Origin of the sequence: Acinetobacter sp. A1 (assembly GCF_012371315.1) — a bacterium.
Taxonomy (GTDB): domain Bacteria; phylum Pseudomonadota; class Gammaproteobacteria; order Pseudomonadales; family Moraxellaceae; genus Acinetobacter.
In genome coordinates, this window is sequence record NZ_JAAZQY010000001.1 from 31,099 (window position 1) to 48,392 (window position 17,294).

Consider the following 17,294-nt stretch of genomic DNA (forward strand, 5'->3'; position numbering starts at 1 on the left):
AACATTCATGGCTCGTTATATTGGTCCAAAATGCAAACTCTCTCGCCGCGAAGGGACAGACCTGCAACTTAAATCTGGCGTTAAACCTTTTGACGTCAAAACTAAAAAACACGCTAAAGCACCTGGCCAACATGGCGGGGCTCGTGGTGGTAAGCAATCTGAGTACTCACTACAATTACGTGAAAAACAAAAAGTACGTCGTATGTACGGTGTTTTAGAGCGTCAATTTAGTAACTACTATAAAGAAGCTGCTCGTGTGAAAGGCGCAACAGGTGAAAACTTGTTGAAATTGCTCGAAAGCCGTCTTGATAACGTTGTTTATCGCATGGGTTTTGGTTCTACACGTGCAGAAGCTCGTCAGCTTGTATCTCACCGTAGCATTACTTTAAATGGTCGTCGTGTTAACATTGCGTCTATCCAAGTTAAAGCTGGTGATGTAATTGCAGTTCACGAAGGTGCAAAACAACAATTACGTATTAAAAACGCAATTGAATTGGCTGCTCAACGTGGTATCCCTTCTTGGATGGAAGTTGACCATTCTAAATTAGAAGGTACGTTCAAAGCTGCACCAGATCGTTCTGATTTACCTGCTGAAATCAACGAAAGCTTGATTGTAGAATTGTATTCTAAATAATCCTTGAGGTAGCAATAATGACGCGTACTGCAAATGAGTTTCTTACTCCGCAAGCGATCAAGGTCGAAGCGGCAAGCGGGACCTCGGCAAAAGTTATTCTAGAACCATTAGAGCGTGGCTTTGGTCATACTCTTGGTAATGCTTTACGTCGCATCCTTCTTTCTTCTTTACCTGGCGCAGCTGTGGTAGAAGTTGAAATTGAAGGTGTCGAGCACGAGTACAGTACTTTGGAAGGCTTGCAGCAGGACATCGTCGAGCTCTTGCTGAACCTGAAAGGATTGTCTATTAAGCTGTTCGATCAAAATGAAGCTTATTTGACATTGGAAAAACAAGGTCCAGGCGATGTAACTGCTGCAGACCTTCGTTTACCACATAATGTTGAAGTGGTTAACCCTGAACACTTGATCGGCACGTTAAGTGCTACAGGCAATTTAAAAATGCGCCTGAAAGTTGCTCAAGGCCGTGGTTATGAAACATCTGACTCACGTTTCCCAGAAGGCGAAACTCGCCCTGTAGGTCGTTTGCAGTTAGATGCTTCTTATAGCCCAATCAAACGTGTGTCTTACATCGTAGAAAATGCGCGTGTAGAACAACGTACTGACCTTGACAAGTTGGTCATTGATCTTGAAACCAACGGAACTGTAGATCCAGAAGAAGTAATCCGCAAAGCGGCAACAATCTTGCAACAACAAATTGCAATTTTTGTTGATCTTCAGAAAGATCAAGCTCCTGTTGCTCAAGAGCCTCGTGAAGAAGTTGATCCAATCTTGCTTCGTCCAGTAGATGATCTAGAGCTTACTGTTCGTTCTGCTAACTGTTTGAAAGCAGAAAATATTTACTACATTGGTGATCTTGTACAGCGTACTGAAGTTGAGCTACTTAAAACGCCTAACTTGGGTAAAAAATCGCTTACAGAGATCAAAGATGTTCTGGCTTCAAAAGGCTTACAGCTCGGCATGCGTTTAGAGAACTGGCCACCAGCTAGTCTCCGTATGGACGATCGTTTCGCCTATCGTAGCCGTTAATTAAGTAGGACTATCACCATGCGTCATCGTAATAGTGGTGTGAAATTAGGCCGTACAAGCAGCCATCGCAAAGCGATGTTCCAAAACTTGGCTAATTCTTTGTTCGAACACGAGTTAATCAAAACGACTGTTCCTAAAGCAAAAGAATTACGTCGTGTTGCTGAGCCTTTAATCACTTTAGCTAAAAACGATACAGTAGCAAACCGTCGTTTGGCGTTTGCTCGTACTCGTTCAGCAGCAACTGTTGGTAAATTATTTACCGTTCTTGGCCCTCGTTACAAAGAACGTAACGGCGGTTATCTACGTGTTCTTAAAGCGGGCTTCCGTGCAGGTGATGCTGCACCGATGGCTTACGTTGAGCTAGTAGATCGCGAAGTTAAATAATTTCGCCAAGAATAACGCACGTTGTTCGAAAAAGACCGGTTTTACCGGTCTTTTTTTATGCCTGTAAATTTTTCAAGCATGCTGATTATCTAAAATTGTCCTGAAATGATAAGAATTTAAGCTTCTTTTTTTAAACTTGACATTGTGTATTGTCAAATATGTGTTTTAATAAAAATCATCATTCAAACTGGACAATAAAACATGGATAAGCAGGTTGATATTTTAATTATCGGGGCAGGTATTTCGGGTATTGGTTTGGCTGCACACCTCACGCAACATTGCCCGCAGCGTTCTTTTGAGATTATTGAGCGTCGCCAAAGTTTTGGTGGAACGTGGGACTTATTTCAATATCCTGGTATTCGTTCAGATTCGGATATGTCTACTTTTGGCTATAACTTTAAACCTTGGAAAAAAACCAATGTACTGGCGGATGGCGCATCAATCAAAGGTTATTTGGCTGAAGTTATTCAAGAAAAATCATTAAACAGTAAAATTCATTTTCAGCATCACGTGTTATCTGCTAACTATGACAGCCAAGCGCGTAAATGGATGTTAAAAATCGAAAATGCAGCCCAGCAGATTGAAACTTGGGTAGCTAATTTTGTACTCGGTTGTACTGGTTATTATAACTATGATCAGGGCTTTCAACCTGAGTTTCCAAATCAAGCAGCGTTTAAAGGCACTTTTATTCATCCGCAGCATTGGCCTGAAAATTTTGATTATCGTGGTAAAAAAGTTCTCATTATTGGCAGTGGAGCAACGGCAATTACTTTAGTACCTGCCATGGTTAAAGGAGGTGCAGCGCATGTAACGATGTTGCAGCGCTCTCCAACCTATATTGCATCTGTGCCTGCTATGGATTTTGTTTACGAGCAGATGCGTAAGGTTTTACCTGAAGATGTTGCTTATAAAATTATACGTGCACGTAACATTGGCATGCAGCGTGCCATTTATGCCTTGGCACAAAAGCAACCAAAATTGCTCCGCACTTTGTTATTAAAGTCGATTCAGATGCAGCTCAAAGGCAAAGTCGACATGAAACATTTCACGCCGCATTATAATCCGTGGGATCAACGCTTATGTGTCGTGCCTGATGGAGATTTATTTACGATTTTACGTGAAGGCCATGCATCAATTGAAACGGATCATATCGTGCAATTTACCGAAACAGGGGTGCAATTAAAATCAGGTAAGCATTTAGACGCAGATATTATTGTGTCTGCAACAGGCTTGAACATTCAGATTCTAGGGGGCATACAAGCCACAATTGACGGTCAGCCAATGGATACCTCGAAGCACATGCTTTATCAGGGCGTAATGGTGAGTGATGTACCGAATATGGCGTTAATTATTGGTTATATCAATGCGTCTTGGACTTTAAAAGTGGATGTTGCCGCGGATTATATCTGTCGTTTATTCAACTATATGGATCAACAAGGCTATGATGAGGTCATCCCACAAGGTGATCAAACTGAGTTGTTGGAAGATACGGTGATGGGCAGTTTAAGTTCAGGCTACATTGCCCGGGCTGCCGATGTGATGCCGAAACAAGGCAAACATGCACCATGGCGTGTGACCAATAACTATTTGAAAGATCGTAAAACATTGAAACAAGCCAGTTTTGAAGATGGTATTTTAAAATTCAAAAAACAGGCACCAGTGCAGCAGCGTAAGCCGAAATTAGTGTCTTAAAACTTATGGTGCAAGTGTATGCAAGATACGCTTGCACCAAATTCTCTGCATGGATCGATGCTCTATAAAGAACGTGCAATCAACTCTTTCATAATTTCATTGCTGCCTGCATAAATACGATTGGCACGATTGTCTAAATAGGCACGTGCAATTGGATATTCCAGCATATAGCCATAACCACCATGTAGTTGTAAGCATTCATCGACCACTTTGGAATACAGTTCCGAAACTTTGTATTTTGCCGCTGCAGCCGCTTCTACGCTGAGTTGATTATTCAGCTGTAGTTGCATGCAGCCATCGACAAATGTACGGCAGAAGTCGATTTCTGTACGCAGCTCTGCAAGTTTAAAACGCGTATTTTGAAAACTTTTCAAGCTTTTACCAAAGGCATGTCGTTGTTGGGTATATTGCAAAGTGTGTGCAAAGGCAGCTTCTGCGCCAGCTTGGCACAGAATAGCGACGATCAAACGTTCCCAAGCCAGTTCTTGCATGAGTAGCATAAACCCTGCGCCTTCAGTGCCGAGTAAATTCGCTCGTGGTACGCGAACATTGTCAAAAAACAGCTCACAAGTGTCTTGGCCTTTCATTCCAATTTTATTCAGTGGTTTGCCTTTGCTAAAACCGACTCGATCTGCTTCGACCATAATTAAAGATAAATTTGCCGAGCCTTTATCGGTATTGCCTGTTTTACAAACTACGATAGCCATATCGCACAAATAGCCATTGGTAATAAAAATTTTAGAACCGTTAATCACATAGTCATCACCATCTATTACTGCAGTTGTACGCACTGCTTGTAAGTCCGAACCTGTGCCTGGTTCGGTCATGGCAATGGCGGTAATGACTTCACCCGTGGCCATTCGTGCTAACCAATGCTGTTTTTGCACGTCAGTCCCAAAGTTGTTGATGTAATTTGCAACAATATCTGAGTGCAGTGAAAATCCTGTAGCACTGTCACCTGCATAGGCTTGTTCTTCAAGTAGAATCATGCTGTATAAACGGTTTACCGCTGAACCTCCATACTGTTCAGGCATGGTGCTGCACAGTAAACCCAATGCACCTGCTTTTTGCCAAAGTTCACGGTCTACATGCTGTTGTGCTTCAAATCTTTCTGTATGCGGAATCACCTCCTGCAGATAAAATTTGCGCACTAAATCACGAAAACTTTCATGTTCAGCATTAAATAAAGTTCGTGGCAACATATTTTGAATGGGACGAATTGCAGCAGATTGCATAGGGTCATCTTCCTGATGGTGTTGTTTTAAATTCACCTTAGAAGAGTTACTTAAGCTGAACAAGGTGCAGAATGCTTAATTCAGCAGACAGAATGATGCTTTTGGTCAATGCTGCACAAAAGTCATCGAAACTTTAAAAGGGGTCGGTTAAACTAGCTGGAGTTTAATTTGAATGGGGAATAACCATGAGTGAAGACATCAGCTTAGAAGAACGTAAAGTCATTTACCGCGCCCGTCGTGGTTTAAAGGAAATTGATGTCTACTTTGACCCGTATGTAAAAAATCATTATCTAAATGCCAGCGCAGAAGAAAAACAAATGTTTGCCGATTTGGTTGCACAGGAAGACCCAGACTTACTGGACTGGTTTATGGAAGTAGCTGAGCCGCCACGCCCTGAGTTAAAAGACTTTATTCAAAAACTCAAAAATTATGTACATGGCTAAACAGCAAATTCAGCTGAAACGCAGTCGTTTGGCTTTGCTGTTTCAGCTGATGGTTGGAAGTGTGATTGTGCTGCTTTTGGCACAGGTTTTAGCAACATGGCTATGGCTTTGTTGTTGTCTAATTTTAGGCGGAGCCTATTTCAAATTTTTAAAGAGCAATCGCATCCTGAGTTTAGATCAGTTAGATGAACATGAATGGTCGATTGCCTATTTTGCTCCGCAGGCAGCATCACAGCATATAAAAACACTAAGAAAAACGACACCGCTGCAAACAGAAATTCGTCGCGTACAGTTGCGGCAAGTCGTTGATCATCAAATTTATATTGTGCTGTATTTTCAGAAGGCATTAAAACCTGCTGTGATTTGGTGTGATCAAGTTTCTACTGCCGAATGGAAAGCACTTAAAGTATTGGCGAAAATGCTCTAGTTTTCGGACATTTGTATATTTTTAATAAAATAAAAAAACATAATTATCATAAAGATAAAAAAATCACTCACTTTTTGTGCTCTAATCAGTCATTTTAAATTGGCAAAAAAGATTAACCTTATCCCTATTTTTGGTTATATTGATTCCAGACAAGTGTAGAGCAATACATTTCAGAGCAATGAAATGATTGGATTGTAATTTGTTGAAAGATTTTTTATTTATACCGCGTAAGCGGGTACCAGTTAATAAGTAGCATGTGCTGAACCGTCGCAATGCTACTTTTTTTTGCCTAAATTTTGTCGGATGACAGATTACAGTCAATTTTCAAGACTGAAAAACATGGCAAAGTTATCTATCTGAAGCTGAAGCAAGATGCTTTTATTCAGATATTGCTTCTGCTATGTTTGTTGCAATGGACATAAACACAATTATAGAGGACAGGAAAATGTCGCAAGTCCAAAAAATAGGCCAGGGTGTGGCCGTATTCGCAATCACAAGTTTATTATTATCAGGTTGTTCACAAGTGGTTAAAACGGGAGCGAATGTCGCGCTTGGTTTTACTGAAAAGCATATTGTGCCGCCAATTTTGGCCATGGAAGATGCTGAAATGGTGTGTAATTCTGGTAACTCACTTACACCAGCCATTATGGCCACCAAAGACATGGGTGCAGACCCGACACGTGTTGCAGTATTGATGTACTCGGCTGCAGGAATTTGTGCTGAAGAAAAAGCCTTGGATGCAGAGCTGCGCTATTTACGTGCGGCCAAAGCAGGGCAGGTGTCAGAGGCACAAGATGCGCGTATTCAGCAAAAACGCTGGGCAGCATTGGCAGCACAACGCCAATATACGGGTTATCAACTGTTTCAGCATCGTTGGGAAAAGAAATATAGAAAAGCCTTAGGAGAAGGCTGCCCTAAAATGAACGGCGATATTGAACAAACCGTATATATGCTGGGCATGCTCAGTGGTTTACAAGCCATGACCAATGATATTAATTCAGGCGGTGCTGTGCATGTACCTAAAGATATTGCAGCAATTGTTGAACGTGGAATGACCTGTTTAAACAATGAAAAATTCTGGGGTGCACCTGAAGCCACCCGTGCAGTAATTTGGACCTTATTGCCAGGTGCAGGAGATGGTAAACCTGATCCGTATCAAACCTTAAAACAATCCATGCAAATTGGCGAAGCCAAAGGTGTACGTTTATCTCATGCTTTGTATGCAGTTGCAGCGCAAGCCAGTGGTGAAGATGCCAAAATTCGGGATGCTTTAAAATCTTTTGCTAATGCTCGCAGTGACGAAAAACCTGTCAATCCACAATTTAAACTGATTGATGCCATGGCCGGAAGCATGGTACAAGGAATTTCTGACCGTTATTGGACAGAAAATACAGGGATCCGTGGCAATGATGATGCAATGAAGCGCTTCTGGGATGAACAGGACAACTCATCAGAATTAGATGATTTGTTTAATGAGGATACCGCAGCACAACTGTAAACTGTAAGCAACTTTGCCCAATCTGAATTGTTGTTGTATTCACATTGGGCAAGCATTGTTGAATATCAGGACATAATAAGAATAACTGGAGGGCAAAGTTACCTATGCAATATTCATCTCAATTTCTCAATCGAAAAATTGTGTTTATTGCGGCATGTATGTCAATTTCTGCATGCTTACAGGTCTTTGCAGAGCATTTTATTTACTGGTCTAGCCATTTGCTGGATGAGTTCTGGCGTTTATGGACAGGGCATTGGGTACATGTCGGTTGGATACATTACTTACTCAACATGATTGCTTTTGCCTGTTTACCTTTTATTTTTCCACATGCCAAAGTCTGGCACTTTGCCGCACTGCTCTTGGTGTTACCCCCTGCAATCAGTTTGAGTTTTTATTATTTTCTTGCCGATATTGATGCCTATGCAGGCCTGTCTGGTGTGCTGCATGGTGCTTATGTGGCCGTAGCTTGTGTTCATTTACTCTATAAAAAAGAACGTAGTTTTGCCACTTTGGTATTGACGCTGATTTTACTAAAACTATTCTGGGAAAATACCATGGGCAGTTTGGGTACAGCTGAACTCATTGGTAGCCCTGTTTTAGTTGAAGCGCATTTACTGGGGGTGATTTGGGGGGTATTTTTTGCATTGGGCTATATTATTTGGGCCTATTGCATCGACCCTAAATAAAGCATATTCCAATACAACGATAGCAACCGAACCGTATGACAGTTGACCATTTTAACGAAAAAGAAAATCTATATTGTCATTTTAATGATCATTACTTTGATGCACATTTAAACAGAATATAAAAAACCCAATAGAAGATGGATTTTTCTATTGATGAAAAACCGACAGAGATTCGAGCGATTTGGTTTCTGCGCAAAATAAAAACAGGACAATATATGCACAATAACGGACAACGCAGGTCTGGCTTGGCTTTGCTCAGACATATATGGACAGAATGGATTTCTACATTCGTTATTTTGATCTTACTGTTACTTACCTTGATTATTGGCACCGGTGAAATGGTACATGGTCAGTTGTTGCGTATGGGCGAGCGCTTATATGGCGACCCTGCAACAGGCATGCAATATTCATTTTTACGCGCTGAACCGACAGCGCCCGATTGTGAGCGCAACCCCGATGTAGATGCACAGGTGAAGGCACAAATGCAGGCCAATGCTGCCGATGAGTTTGCCGATATTTTTGGGACAGCTTCAGAGTCCGATGTGCGTTCTTCTATTTTGGCAGCTAAACAAATTTGTGAAGAAAAATATCAATTTCACGATCAAGCGATTCAGCACATTCAAGCGCATCCAAGCTTAGCGCTCTACCGTACGGTAGAAACCTCATTTTTTGGCATCTTTAAATTTGGTACTGAAAATCGCGCTATTTTGTTGGTGTTGATGGTGGTGTTTGCGGCAATTAGTGCCACTTTAAAAACCCACCATATTGGTTTACGTGGGCCTGCCACGAAAATTGATTTTAAGGTGTATTCGACCTTAATGCTGGTGGCAAATGGTTTCTTGACCGCATCAAGTATTAGCCAATATCGTTCTGTGCTGAATTCGGGCGTACCGATGAGCAGCGAGATGCAGATTATTTACTGGCTGTGGATGATCTTGTTTACAACGCTCACCTTGATCAGCCTATTTCAGTTGTTCAAACCACCTGCACCGACACGTGAGGGCGGCAGTTTAGGGTTGGCTTTCCTGAGTGTACCTTTGTACGCGTATATGGCGATTAGTACAGGCTTTTCCTTCACCTTCCTGATGGATTATCCGATGGGGCAAGGGATTTACTTGGGGCAGTTGGTTGAATTCTCCAGTATCTTCCTCAATTTGGCGCTGTTTATTTGGGCGGGGATGTTGCTGAAACAAACTCGAATTGTCGACTTGTTCTTGAATATTTTGCGTCCATGGCATCTTGCCCCAGAAACCCTTACATGGTTGATTTTGATTGCAGCAGCCTTACCAACAGCCTATACAGGTGCATCGGGTATTTTTGTAATTGCTGCAGGTGCGATTATTTATAAAGAGGTTTGGAATGCAGGCGGACGTCGTCAGTTTGCATTGGCTGCTACAGCGATGTCTGGTTCAATGGGTGTGGTTTTACGTCCATGTCTTTTGATTGTGGTGGTGGCATCACTCAATAAAGAAGTCACGACGGACTTGCTGTATCACTATGGCTTGTATGTCTTCTTATTAACCTCAACTTTATTCTTGATCATTTCGCTGTTCTTTGCCGAGAGTAAATTCCGTATTGCTGCGCCAAGTGTTGCTGCACCATTGTCGTTCCGTGCTTTAGGCCCAGTTCTGCCGTATATCATTATTTTTGTGTTGATTTGGGCTTTCTATAAATATGCTCTCGACACCAATATGAATGAATTTACAGCACCTGTGATGATGCCTGTGATTCTTTTGATGATGGTGTTGTTTGATAAATTACGTCACGAACCTGCACCGATTCCACCAATGGGGCAGTGGGATCAGACCTTAGATACGCAGCCCGCAGCATCACAGACCGCAAATTCAGCGGAGCGTTCATTACTGACTGCGCCAGATTCACCATTGCGTCAATATGGATTCTTTAAAGCATTACATCTATCTACCAGTGAAACGGTGGGACACATTGGTGCTTTGGTCATTTTGATGGCGCTGTCGGTGAGCGTAGGGGGATATTTAGAACGCATTGAAATTATGGATGCTTTCCCAACTGATATTAGCAGCATCTTCATTGTGATTAGTTTGATCGTTGCTCTAATGATTTTTGTGGGAATGATCATGGATCCGTTTGGTGCGGTGATTCTGATTTCTGCAACGGTTGCCCCTGTAGCTTATCAATATGGCATTCATCCTGTTCATTTCTGGATGATTACTCTGATTGGCTTCGAGCTAGGCTATGTCACACCACCTGTGGCACTGAACCATTTATTGGCACGTCAGTCCATTGGCGATGAAGAAGTTGCAGCAGCAGATGCAGAAGTCAGACATAAATCCTTCTACTATCGCTTTGAACGCTGGATTTTACCTGTGATTGTGATGCTGCCAGCCATGCTTATCATTGCCTATGTGCCTTATATGTTTAAGTTATTCGGTTGGTATGAGTAAGCTTTTGATAAGCCTTATATAATTAATAAAATCTTAAATACCCTGTCCTTGTGACAGGGTATTTTGTATCCGAATGATCTGATTGAAAAACTTAATGGTCTGAAGGGTGGTGATGCCAGCGTTTTTGTAGCAATGGACTGCATAACACGATGGCAGTCAGAATTAGAGCAAAACCAATTAAGCTAAACACATCAGGCGTTTCTTGCCAAAAACTGAAGCCCCAAATTCCTGCAAAAATAATCGCAATATAATTTACGGGGCCAATTTGGCCAGCAGGGGCAAGACGATAGGCATTTGACATAAAAATCTGACTGATATTGGCCAAGAGTCCTGCACCAATTAAAAAACTCAGTTCAGTCCAAGTATAGGGACGCCATGACCAAAACATAGGAATGACCGAAATGAGCGTACCAATCAGGCAAAAGTAAAACACAATCCGTTCAGGTGGTTCGGTTTGTGTCAGAGCACGTACTGTGACAAATGCCATTGCTGCTAAAAAACTGGCACTGAGACCAATGGCAGACATACTGTTAAACATACCTGCATCGGGTTTGGCCACAAACAACACGCCAAATAGACCGATACATGCAGCCAAAAGCATCGACTTGGTGATTTTTTCTTTAAGGAACAGCCATGCAATCAGCGGAATAAAGATTGGTGAGGAGTAAGTAAAAACCATTGCATTGGACAGTTTTAAATTGGCAATGGCATAGAAAAAGCCATACATGGCGGTAAGACCGACCACAGAACGCCAAGTATGCATCCACAATTTTTGTGTTTTAAAAAAGCTCAAGCCTTTGTTAAAAAGAAGCGGGATAAAAATAAAGATGCCGATAAAATTGCGGAAAAAGACCACAGTGGCGTTATCTACCGTTTCTGAGGCATAACGCACGCAGACACCCATCAATGAAAAAAGAAAAGCCGAGCAGGTCAACAGCATGATTGCTTTGAGCAAATTCTGTTGGGCAGAACTGGGAGATGTCATACAAATAAAGCCAGAATAACCTAGGGCTATTCTAGCTTAAATTGACGACGTACAGACGAGATATTGCACAGCAAGACTGTTATTGCGCTAGCTGTGCCTCCAAAATTTTAATTTGTTCTTCTTTGAGTTTAATCAACTCATCGGCATCGGCATGCTGCTGTTTTAACAAGCTGCTCTGATCATTCAATTGGTTTCGAATGTCATCCAATTTAGCCACTTCTTCTTTTGCAAGAGCAGCATTTTCAGGAACAGGCGCTTTAAGTAAATCTTCAGTGACCAACTGTTTTGGTGCTGCTTCTGCATCTTGCAACGAAGTTGCTTCGGGTGGTGCAGATTTAGCCGCAGGAGCCGTTACTGGTGGTGTGGCTTGCATGTCTGTGTCATTGTCTGCGCTGCCCATCCATTGAAAGATAAACACGGCAATAATGACAACAATTAAGCTCCCCGTAATCGCCCACAGGAATTTAGGGTTATGTCGTTGATCTTCAGTCATGCGTTGAACCTTATTGTTTTATTTTGACTGACGAGGCTTAAACTGGATCACCCCAACTTCATCTGAAATCTCAGGGATTTCAGGTTCATCAATATGTGTTGGACGGTTTTCCGTATAATCACATTCGATGCATTCGATCCATTCAGCTTCGCCAGCGGTGAGCATGACAACCCGATCCATCGCCTGACATTTTGGACATTTTGCGCCTGCAATGAAACGACGTTTAATGGTCATCATGACTCCCCTAACTTCATCTAAAGTTCTTAGTTTAAGCGTTTTTCACCGTGTTCGTCCAACCTTGATGACGTAATAGTGCGTCTATTTTTGGCTCGCGTCCGCGGAAATTGATAAATGCATCAAGTGCTGAATCTTTTCCGCCAACTGCTAGAATAAACTGTCTAAACTGCTTACCCGTTTCGGTATTAAACAGTCCTTCATTTTCAAAACGATCAAAGGCATCACTGGCCAAAACCTCTGCCCATTTGTACGAATAATAACCTGCTGCATAGCCGCCTGCGAAAATATGGCTAAAGCTGTGCTGGAAACGGTTATAGCTTGTGGTCGGCACAACGGCATAATTCTGGCGAATGTCATTTAGGGTGGCTTGAATCTGTTCAGCGGTTAATGCAGGGTTGCTGCGGTGAATACTTAAGTCAAATAGGGCAAATTCAATTTGACGTAGGCTTTGCATACCTGATTGGAAGAAACGTGCATCTAACAGCGCTTTGAGCAAGTGTTCAGGTAGTGTCGCTTGCGTATCAATGTGCGCACTCAGCATATCTAAACTGTCCTGATCCCAAGTCCAGAATTCCATGAACTGACTTGGTAATTCCACTGCATCCCATGCCACGCCATGTGTGCCTGCTACAGAAATATTATCCACTTCAGTCAGCATGTGGTGTAAACCATGACCAAACTCATGGAACAGAGTAATTACTTCATCATGGGTGAGTAGGGCAGGTTGGTCTGCCACAGGTGGGGTAAAGTTACACACCATATAGCAAATCGGTTTTTGTAAATTTTGAGAGAGTTGCATGCGTGAGCGGAAACCACTCATCCATGCGCCGCCACGTTTGCCTGTACGCGCATACAGGTCAAAGTAAAAACCACCAATCACTTGCCCTTGATCTTCAAGCTCAAAATAGCGTGCATCCGGGTGCCAAACAGGGGCAGCACGCTCAATAATATCAACATCGTATAAACGCTTTACGATGTTAAACAAGCCATCTACCACTCTAGGGGCAGGGAAATACGGTTTTAGCATCTCCTGCGAAAGGTTAAATTGTTGCAGTTTTAATTTTTCTGAATAGTAGCCTGTATCCCATGGTTGCAGGGTATCAATGCCGTCTTTGGCAGCAATGGCTTTAAGTTCTGCAATTTCCTTTTCTGCAGGTGCTCGTGCATGTTCTGCTAGTTCACGCAAGAACTGATCGACTGCTTCGACACTTGGTGCCATTTTGCTGGCAAGGGATAATTCTGCGTAATTGTTAAAACCGAGCAGCTGAGCCATTTCTTGGCGCAAACTCAGGATTTCTTGCATGATTGGTGTATTGTCAAATTCAGACTGGTCTGATTGATCGGATGCTCGTGTGGTGTAAGCTTGATATAGAGTTTCACGTAAAGCACGGTCATCTGCATAGGTCATAATGGCTAAATATGCAGGAATATCCAGTGTGGCTACAGCTTGTTCCAACTCACGTTGCTGACCATATTGTTTCAGTAACTCAATGCTACTTTGTGGCAAACCTTTGAGTTCATCTTCCGATAAAACTTTGTAATAGGCTTGTGTGGCATCAAGCACGTGATTGGAAAAGTCAGAGGACAGTTGCGATAAACGTGCAGAAATTTCGGCATAGCGTTTTTTGGCTTCACCTTCTAAGGCGACACCTGAAAGCTTAAAGTCACGTAAAGCCAGTTGAATTGCACTTTGTTGTGCGGCAGGTAAATCTTTAAATGTGTTGGCATCGTGGATATGTTGATAAGTTTGGTACAACACCGTGTGTTGACCAAGCTGTGTGTAGTAGTCACTTAAACTCGGTAATAGCGCCTGATACACTTCACGGGTTTCAGGGTTATTCATGACGGCATTTAAATGTGACAGTACACCCCATGCCTCACTCATATTATTTTCGAGCTGGTCAATCTGTTCCAAAATCTGCAGTTGCGCCGTGGTATTGTCAGGTACAGCCGTAAGCGTATTTAAAAACTGCTGCCCTTGCTGAATGGCGTGTTCAATTTTTTGTTTTAAATCTGCCAGTGTAATTTGATCAAATTGTGGAACAGGTAAGGTTGCTTGCTGTAATTTCATATTTTAAATGCCATATTCATTTCGTTCATTATTTATAGATGTAGGGCTTTTGAGGGCTGAAATCAAGGTGTGCACACAGATTTAGCCGCTTAGACTGATGAATCAGGCACAATAATGTAGTTAAGCTGTTCTGAACCGCTGAAAAAACAAAAAGAGCCGTAGCTCTTTTTGAAGTTTCAAGAAAACAGTACACGCTAATCTAATTTAGACTTGGCATTGGCTTTTTTCTTTTTGACTTTGGTCTTTTTCTTCACTTTGTCTTTAGGCTTGCTTTCAGACTTGGCCGAAGATTTTTTACTGTATGAGCTAGGTTTGCTCTTGGCTTTTTTCTTTGGTACAGGTTGTTCACCGTTTTCACTTAAAGTCGCTTTGCTTGGACGTTCAGAAAAGACTTGTTCAGTGGCTTCACGGCTGATTGGCTTTGCTACACGTGGTGCACGCATACGAACTGCACGGCCTGCATGGGTAAGCTGCTGCATCAATTCAAAATCAATTTTACGGTCTTCTAAATTGACTGCTGCGACTTTAATTTTGACTTCATCGCCCAAGCTAAAGCTTTGACCTCGTGCTTGTCCAATCAGACTTTGGCTGGCTTGGTCAAAGACAAAGAAGTCATCGCCCAATTGGCTAACGTGAATCATGCCATCTACATAAAGGTCTTTAAGCGTTACAAACAGACCAAACTCAGCTACTGCAGAAATGACTCCTACAAACTCTTCACCTAAATGCTGCTGCATATAGTGACATTTTAGCCATGTGGTGACTGAGCGTGAGGCTTCGTCGGCACGACGTTCGGTTGCAGAATAGTGTTCGCCTGCATCATCTAAAGCTGCACCAGACAGTGGAGATGGCTTTTGTTTTAAATGCGCTTTAATGGCACGGTGTAATAACAGGTCAGGGTAGCGGCGAATTGGCGAGGTGAAATGCGTGTAGGCATCATAAGCCAAGCCATAGTGTCCTGCATTATTGGCACCATAATAGGCCTGCATCATGGAGCGTAATAACACTGCATGAATACTAGGGGCATCAATACGGTCTTTGGTGGCTTCAATCACAGCTTGATAGTCGGCCTGCGTTGGCTGTTCTGGGAAATGCAAGCCAAGCAGTTTGACAAAATCACGGACTTTTTGAATACGTGAAAACTCTGGTGGTTCATGCACACGGTACAGCATTGGCACATCGTGTTTTAGTGCGTATTCTGCTGCTGCGACGTTGGCCAGCAACATACATTCTTCAATCAGTTTATGCGCATCGTTACGGGTGCGTGGCAAAATTTCGTTAATTCCACCCAACTCATCAAAGGTCATGTAGGTTTCAACGGTTTCAAATTCCATGGCATGACGTTCAGCACGTAAACCTTTCAGCACCTGATACAACTGGAACAGGGTATTCAGTGATTTACGTACTTCACGATCTTCTGGAATGGCAGCACTGTCACCCTCAAAATATTGAGCCACTTGGGTATAGGTTAAACGTGCTTTGGAATGCATGACCGATGGATAAAACTCAAACCCTGTAACACGACCTGCACGTGACAGTTTTAAGTCACAGACCATACATAAACGGTCTACATGCGGGTTCAGAGAGCATAAACCATTAGAAAGTGCTTCAGGCAGCATTGGCAATACAAAGTGTGGGAAATACACCGAAGTACCACGTTCCTGCGCTTCATCATCTAGCGGTTTGCCAGGACGTACATAATGGCTGACATCGGCAATGGCAACCACGACACGGTAACCCCCGCCTGGGCGTTTTTCGGCATAGACAGCATCGTCAAAGTCACGCGCATCTTCACCATCAATGGTAACTAAGGCTAAATCACGTAAGTCGATACGCCCTTCACGGTCTTGCGCCGTAGGCTCCTGAAAACTTTCAGCTTCCTGAATCACGGCTTCAGGAAATTCATACGGTAGACCAAATTCCAAAATGGTTTGTGGAATAATAATTTCGGTATCTGCTTTATCTGCCATGGACTGAACAATATGACCAGTCGTAAACTCTTCACGAGTTGGATAGTCGTCAATTGCAATGCGTACAGAGTCGCCCAGTTTGACTTGGGCATGTTCAATCAGTTCTTTTTCTAAGGTAATGGGTTGATGGCTATTCGGCTGGGCAGGCTGAATAAAATATTCACCATCGTATTCTGACAATTTACCAATGATTTGTTTGACGCGACGCTGGGTAACTTCAGTAATAAAGCCCCATGCTTTGCCTTTACGATCCACTGAAGTCTGGCGGACTTTAACCTGATCGCCATTAAACACTAAACGCAGTTCACGTTCAGGCAGCAAAATATCATCATGGCCTGAAATATTGGCAGAGCCTAAACCTTTACTGTTGATGTAAACCGTGGCGTCATGGGTCGGTTGTTCTGCAGCCAGCTGGAACTTAAATCCATCTTTCATGAGCTGACCATCACGCACCATGGCAATTAAACGATGGCTTAACGCATCAATACTTTTTTGATCTGCAATGGCAAAATGCTCGACCAAGTCTGCATGTGACTGTGCCGCTTGCAGTGTTTCAATGGTTTCTAAGATTAAGGTACGGCTTGGAATAGGATTTTCGTAACGTTCGGCTTCAGCTTTCGCTTCAGGATCGACCCAATTTTTCATCATGTAATAAACTTCATGTCAGAAGATAGGTTTAGCATAAGTCATGTACGTGAAGACTGCACGTAAATGATTGCAATAATGTGTTTTCTGTCGTTATTTTACGATGTTTCAGATTTTTATGTATGCAATGTCAAAAGATCACGCTGAATTATTGCATTGAAGCATGAAAATTGTTTAAAAAATATTTAATTGAGCAAAAATATGCAAAAATTGTGGTGTCTAAGCTTGCAGTACTAGCACTTAATTTGTATTATGGCGGCACGTTACGGTGAGATGGGTGAGTGGCTGAAACCACGTCCCTGCTAAGGACGCATACGGGCAACTGTATCGAGGGTTCGAATCCCTCTCTCACCGCCACGCTTTACTTATGTCGCGCTCATAGCTCAGCTGGATAGAGCACTTGGCTACGAACTAAGGGGTCGGGAGTTCGAATCTCTCTGAGCGCA

At 42.6% G+C, this 17,294-nt stretch carries 15 protein-coding genes and 2 tRNA genes; 11 read left to right on the forward strand and 6 right to left on the reverse strand.

The genetic code is table 11. From position 1 onward, the window contains the following. Positions 1 to 7 precede the first annotated feature (7 nt). The 4 genes from rpsD (at position 8) to HHA41_RS00230 (ending at position 3,735) form a co-directional block, all read left to right on the forward strand. On the forward strand, positions 8 to 634 hold the full coding sequence (gene rpsD / locus HHA41_RS00215; protein ID WP_004786890.1) for a 30S ribosomal protein S4: 627 nt from the start codon (positions 8 to 10) through the stop codon (positions 632 to 634). Positions 635 to 651: 17 nt separating this feature from the next. Further along, positions 652 to 1,659 (forward strand): DNA-directed RNA polymerase subunit alpha, encoded by a 1,008-nt coding sequence (rpoA, locus tag HHA41_RS00220; protein ID WP_168418773.1) that lies wholly within the window; start codon positions 652 to 654, stop codon positions 1,657 to 1,659. Positions 1,660 to 1,677: 18 nt separating this feature from the next. Continuing rightward, positions 1,678 to 2,043: a 50S ribosomal protein L17 gene (gene rplQ / locus HHA41_RS00225; protein ID WP_004974746.1), complete on the forward strand. Its 366-nt coding sequence runs from the start codon at positions 1,678 to 1,680 to the stop codon at positions 2,041 to 2,043. Between the two features lie 201 nt (positions 2,044 to 2,244). Beyond that, positions 2,245 to 3,735: an NAD(P)/FAD-dependent oxidoreductase gene (locus tag HHA41_RS00230; protein WP_168459977.1), complete on the forward strand. Its 1,491-nt coding sequence runs from the start codon at positions 2,245 to 2,247 to the stop codon at positions 3,733 to 3,735. Between the two features lie 62 nt (positions 3,736 to 3,797). On the opposite strand, the gene HHA41_RS00235 is transcribed toward HHA41_RS00230, so the two are convergent. Next, positions 3,798 to 4,970 (reverse strand): acyl-CoA dehydrogenase family protein, encoded by a 1,173-nt coding sequence (locus HHA41_RS00235; protein WP_168460044.1) that lies wholly within the window; start codon positions 4,968 to 4,970, stop codon positions 3,798 to 3,800. Positions 4,971 to 5,155: 185 nt separating this feature from the next. Here HHA41_RS00235 and HHA41_RS00240 point away from each other — a divergent pair, with 185 nt between their 5' ends. From HHA41_RS00240 to HHA41_RS00260, 5 genes are all read left to right on the forward strand, one after another. Further along, positions 5,156 to 5,413, forward strand: coding sequence for a succinate dehydrogenase assembly factor 2 (locus HHA41_RS00240; protein ID WP_168418770.1), 258 nt, complete (start codon positions 5,156 to 5,158; stop codon positions 5,411 to 5,413). Beyond that, positions 5,406 to 5,840, forward strand: a complete 435-nt coding sequence (locus HHA41_RS00245) for a hypothetical protein (protein WP_168459978.1) — start codon at positions 5,406 to 5,408, stop codon at positions 5,838 to 5,840. The genes HHA41_RS00240 and HHA41_RS00245 overlap by 8 nt, the downstream gene beginning before the upstream one ends. Before the next feature lie 445 nt (positions 5,841 to 6,285). Next, positions 6,286 to 7,338: a hypothetical protein gene (locus HHA41_RS00250; protein WP_168418768.1), complete on the forward strand. Its 1,053-nt coding sequence runs from the start codon at positions 6,286 to 6,288 to the stop codon at positions 7,336 to 7,338. Between the two features lie 104 nt (positions 7,339 to 7,442). Continuing rightward, positions 7,443 to 8,024, forward strand: coding sequence for a rhombosortase (gene rrtA / locus HHA41_RS00255; protein WP_168418767.1), 582 nt, complete (start codon positions 7,443 to 7,445; stop codon positions 8,022 to 8,024). A 215-nt stretch (positions 8,025 to 8,239) separates the two neighbouring features. Then, the gene (locus HHA41_RS00260; RefSeq protein WP_168459979.1) at positions 8,240 to 10,447 is read left to right on the forward strand and encodes a TRAP transporter large permease subunit; all 2,208 of its coding nucleotides are present in this window, start codon (positions 8,240 to 8,242) and stop codon (positions 10,445 to 10,447) included. Between the two features lie 91 nt (positions 10,448 to 10,538). On the opposite strand, the gene HHA41_RS00265 is transcribed toward HHA41_RS00260, so the two are convergent. From HHA41_RS00265 to rnr, 5 genes are all read right to left on the reverse strand, one after another. Further along, positions 10,539 to 11,432, reverse strand: a complete 894-nt coding sequence (locus tag HHA41_RS00265; RefSeq protein ID WP_168418765.1) for a DMT family transporter — start codon at positions 11,430 to 11,432, stop codon at positions 10,539 to 10,541. A gap of 79 nt (positions 11,433 to 11,511) precedes the next feature. Continuing rightward, a complete protein-coding gene (locus tag HHA41_RS00270) occupies positions 11,512 to 11,925 on the reverse strand; it encodes a hypothetical protein (RefSeq protein ID WP_168418764.1) in 414 nt (137 codons plus the stop codon). A gap of 18 nt (positions 11,926 to 11,943) precedes the next feature. Further along, positions 11,944 to 12,162 (reverse strand): YheV family putative zinc ribbon protein, encoded by a 219-nt coding sequence (locus HHA41_RS00275; protein ID WP_168418763.1) that lies wholly within the window; start codon positions 12,160 to 12,162, stop codon positions 11,944 to 11,946. A 31-nt stretch (positions 12,163 to 12,193) separates the two neighbouring features. Then, a complete protein-coding gene (locus HHA41_RS00280) occupies positions 12,194 to 14,233 on the reverse strand; it encodes a M3 family metallopeptidase (RefSeq protein WP_168459980.1) in 2,040 nt (679 codons plus the stop codon). Positions 14,234 to 14,427: 194 nt separating this feature from the next. Next, positions 14,428 to 16,851, reverse strand: coding sequence for a ribonuclease R (gene rnr, locus HHA41_RS00285; protein WP_168459981.1), 2,424 nt, complete (start codon positions 16,849 to 16,851; stop codon positions 14,428 to 14,430). Between the two features lie 264 nt (positions 16,852 to 17,115). On the opposite strand from rnr, the gene HHA41_RS00290 reads away from it, so the two are divergent. Together HHA41_RS00290 and HHA41_RS00295 are read left to right on the forward strand one after the other, a co-directional pair. Then, positions 17,116 to 17,205: transfer RNA gene (locus tag HHA41_RS00290), tRNA-Ser, on the forward strand. Between the two features lie 15 nt (positions 17,206 to 17,220). After that, positions 17,221 to 17,294, forward strand: a tRNA-Arg gene (locus HHA41_RS00295).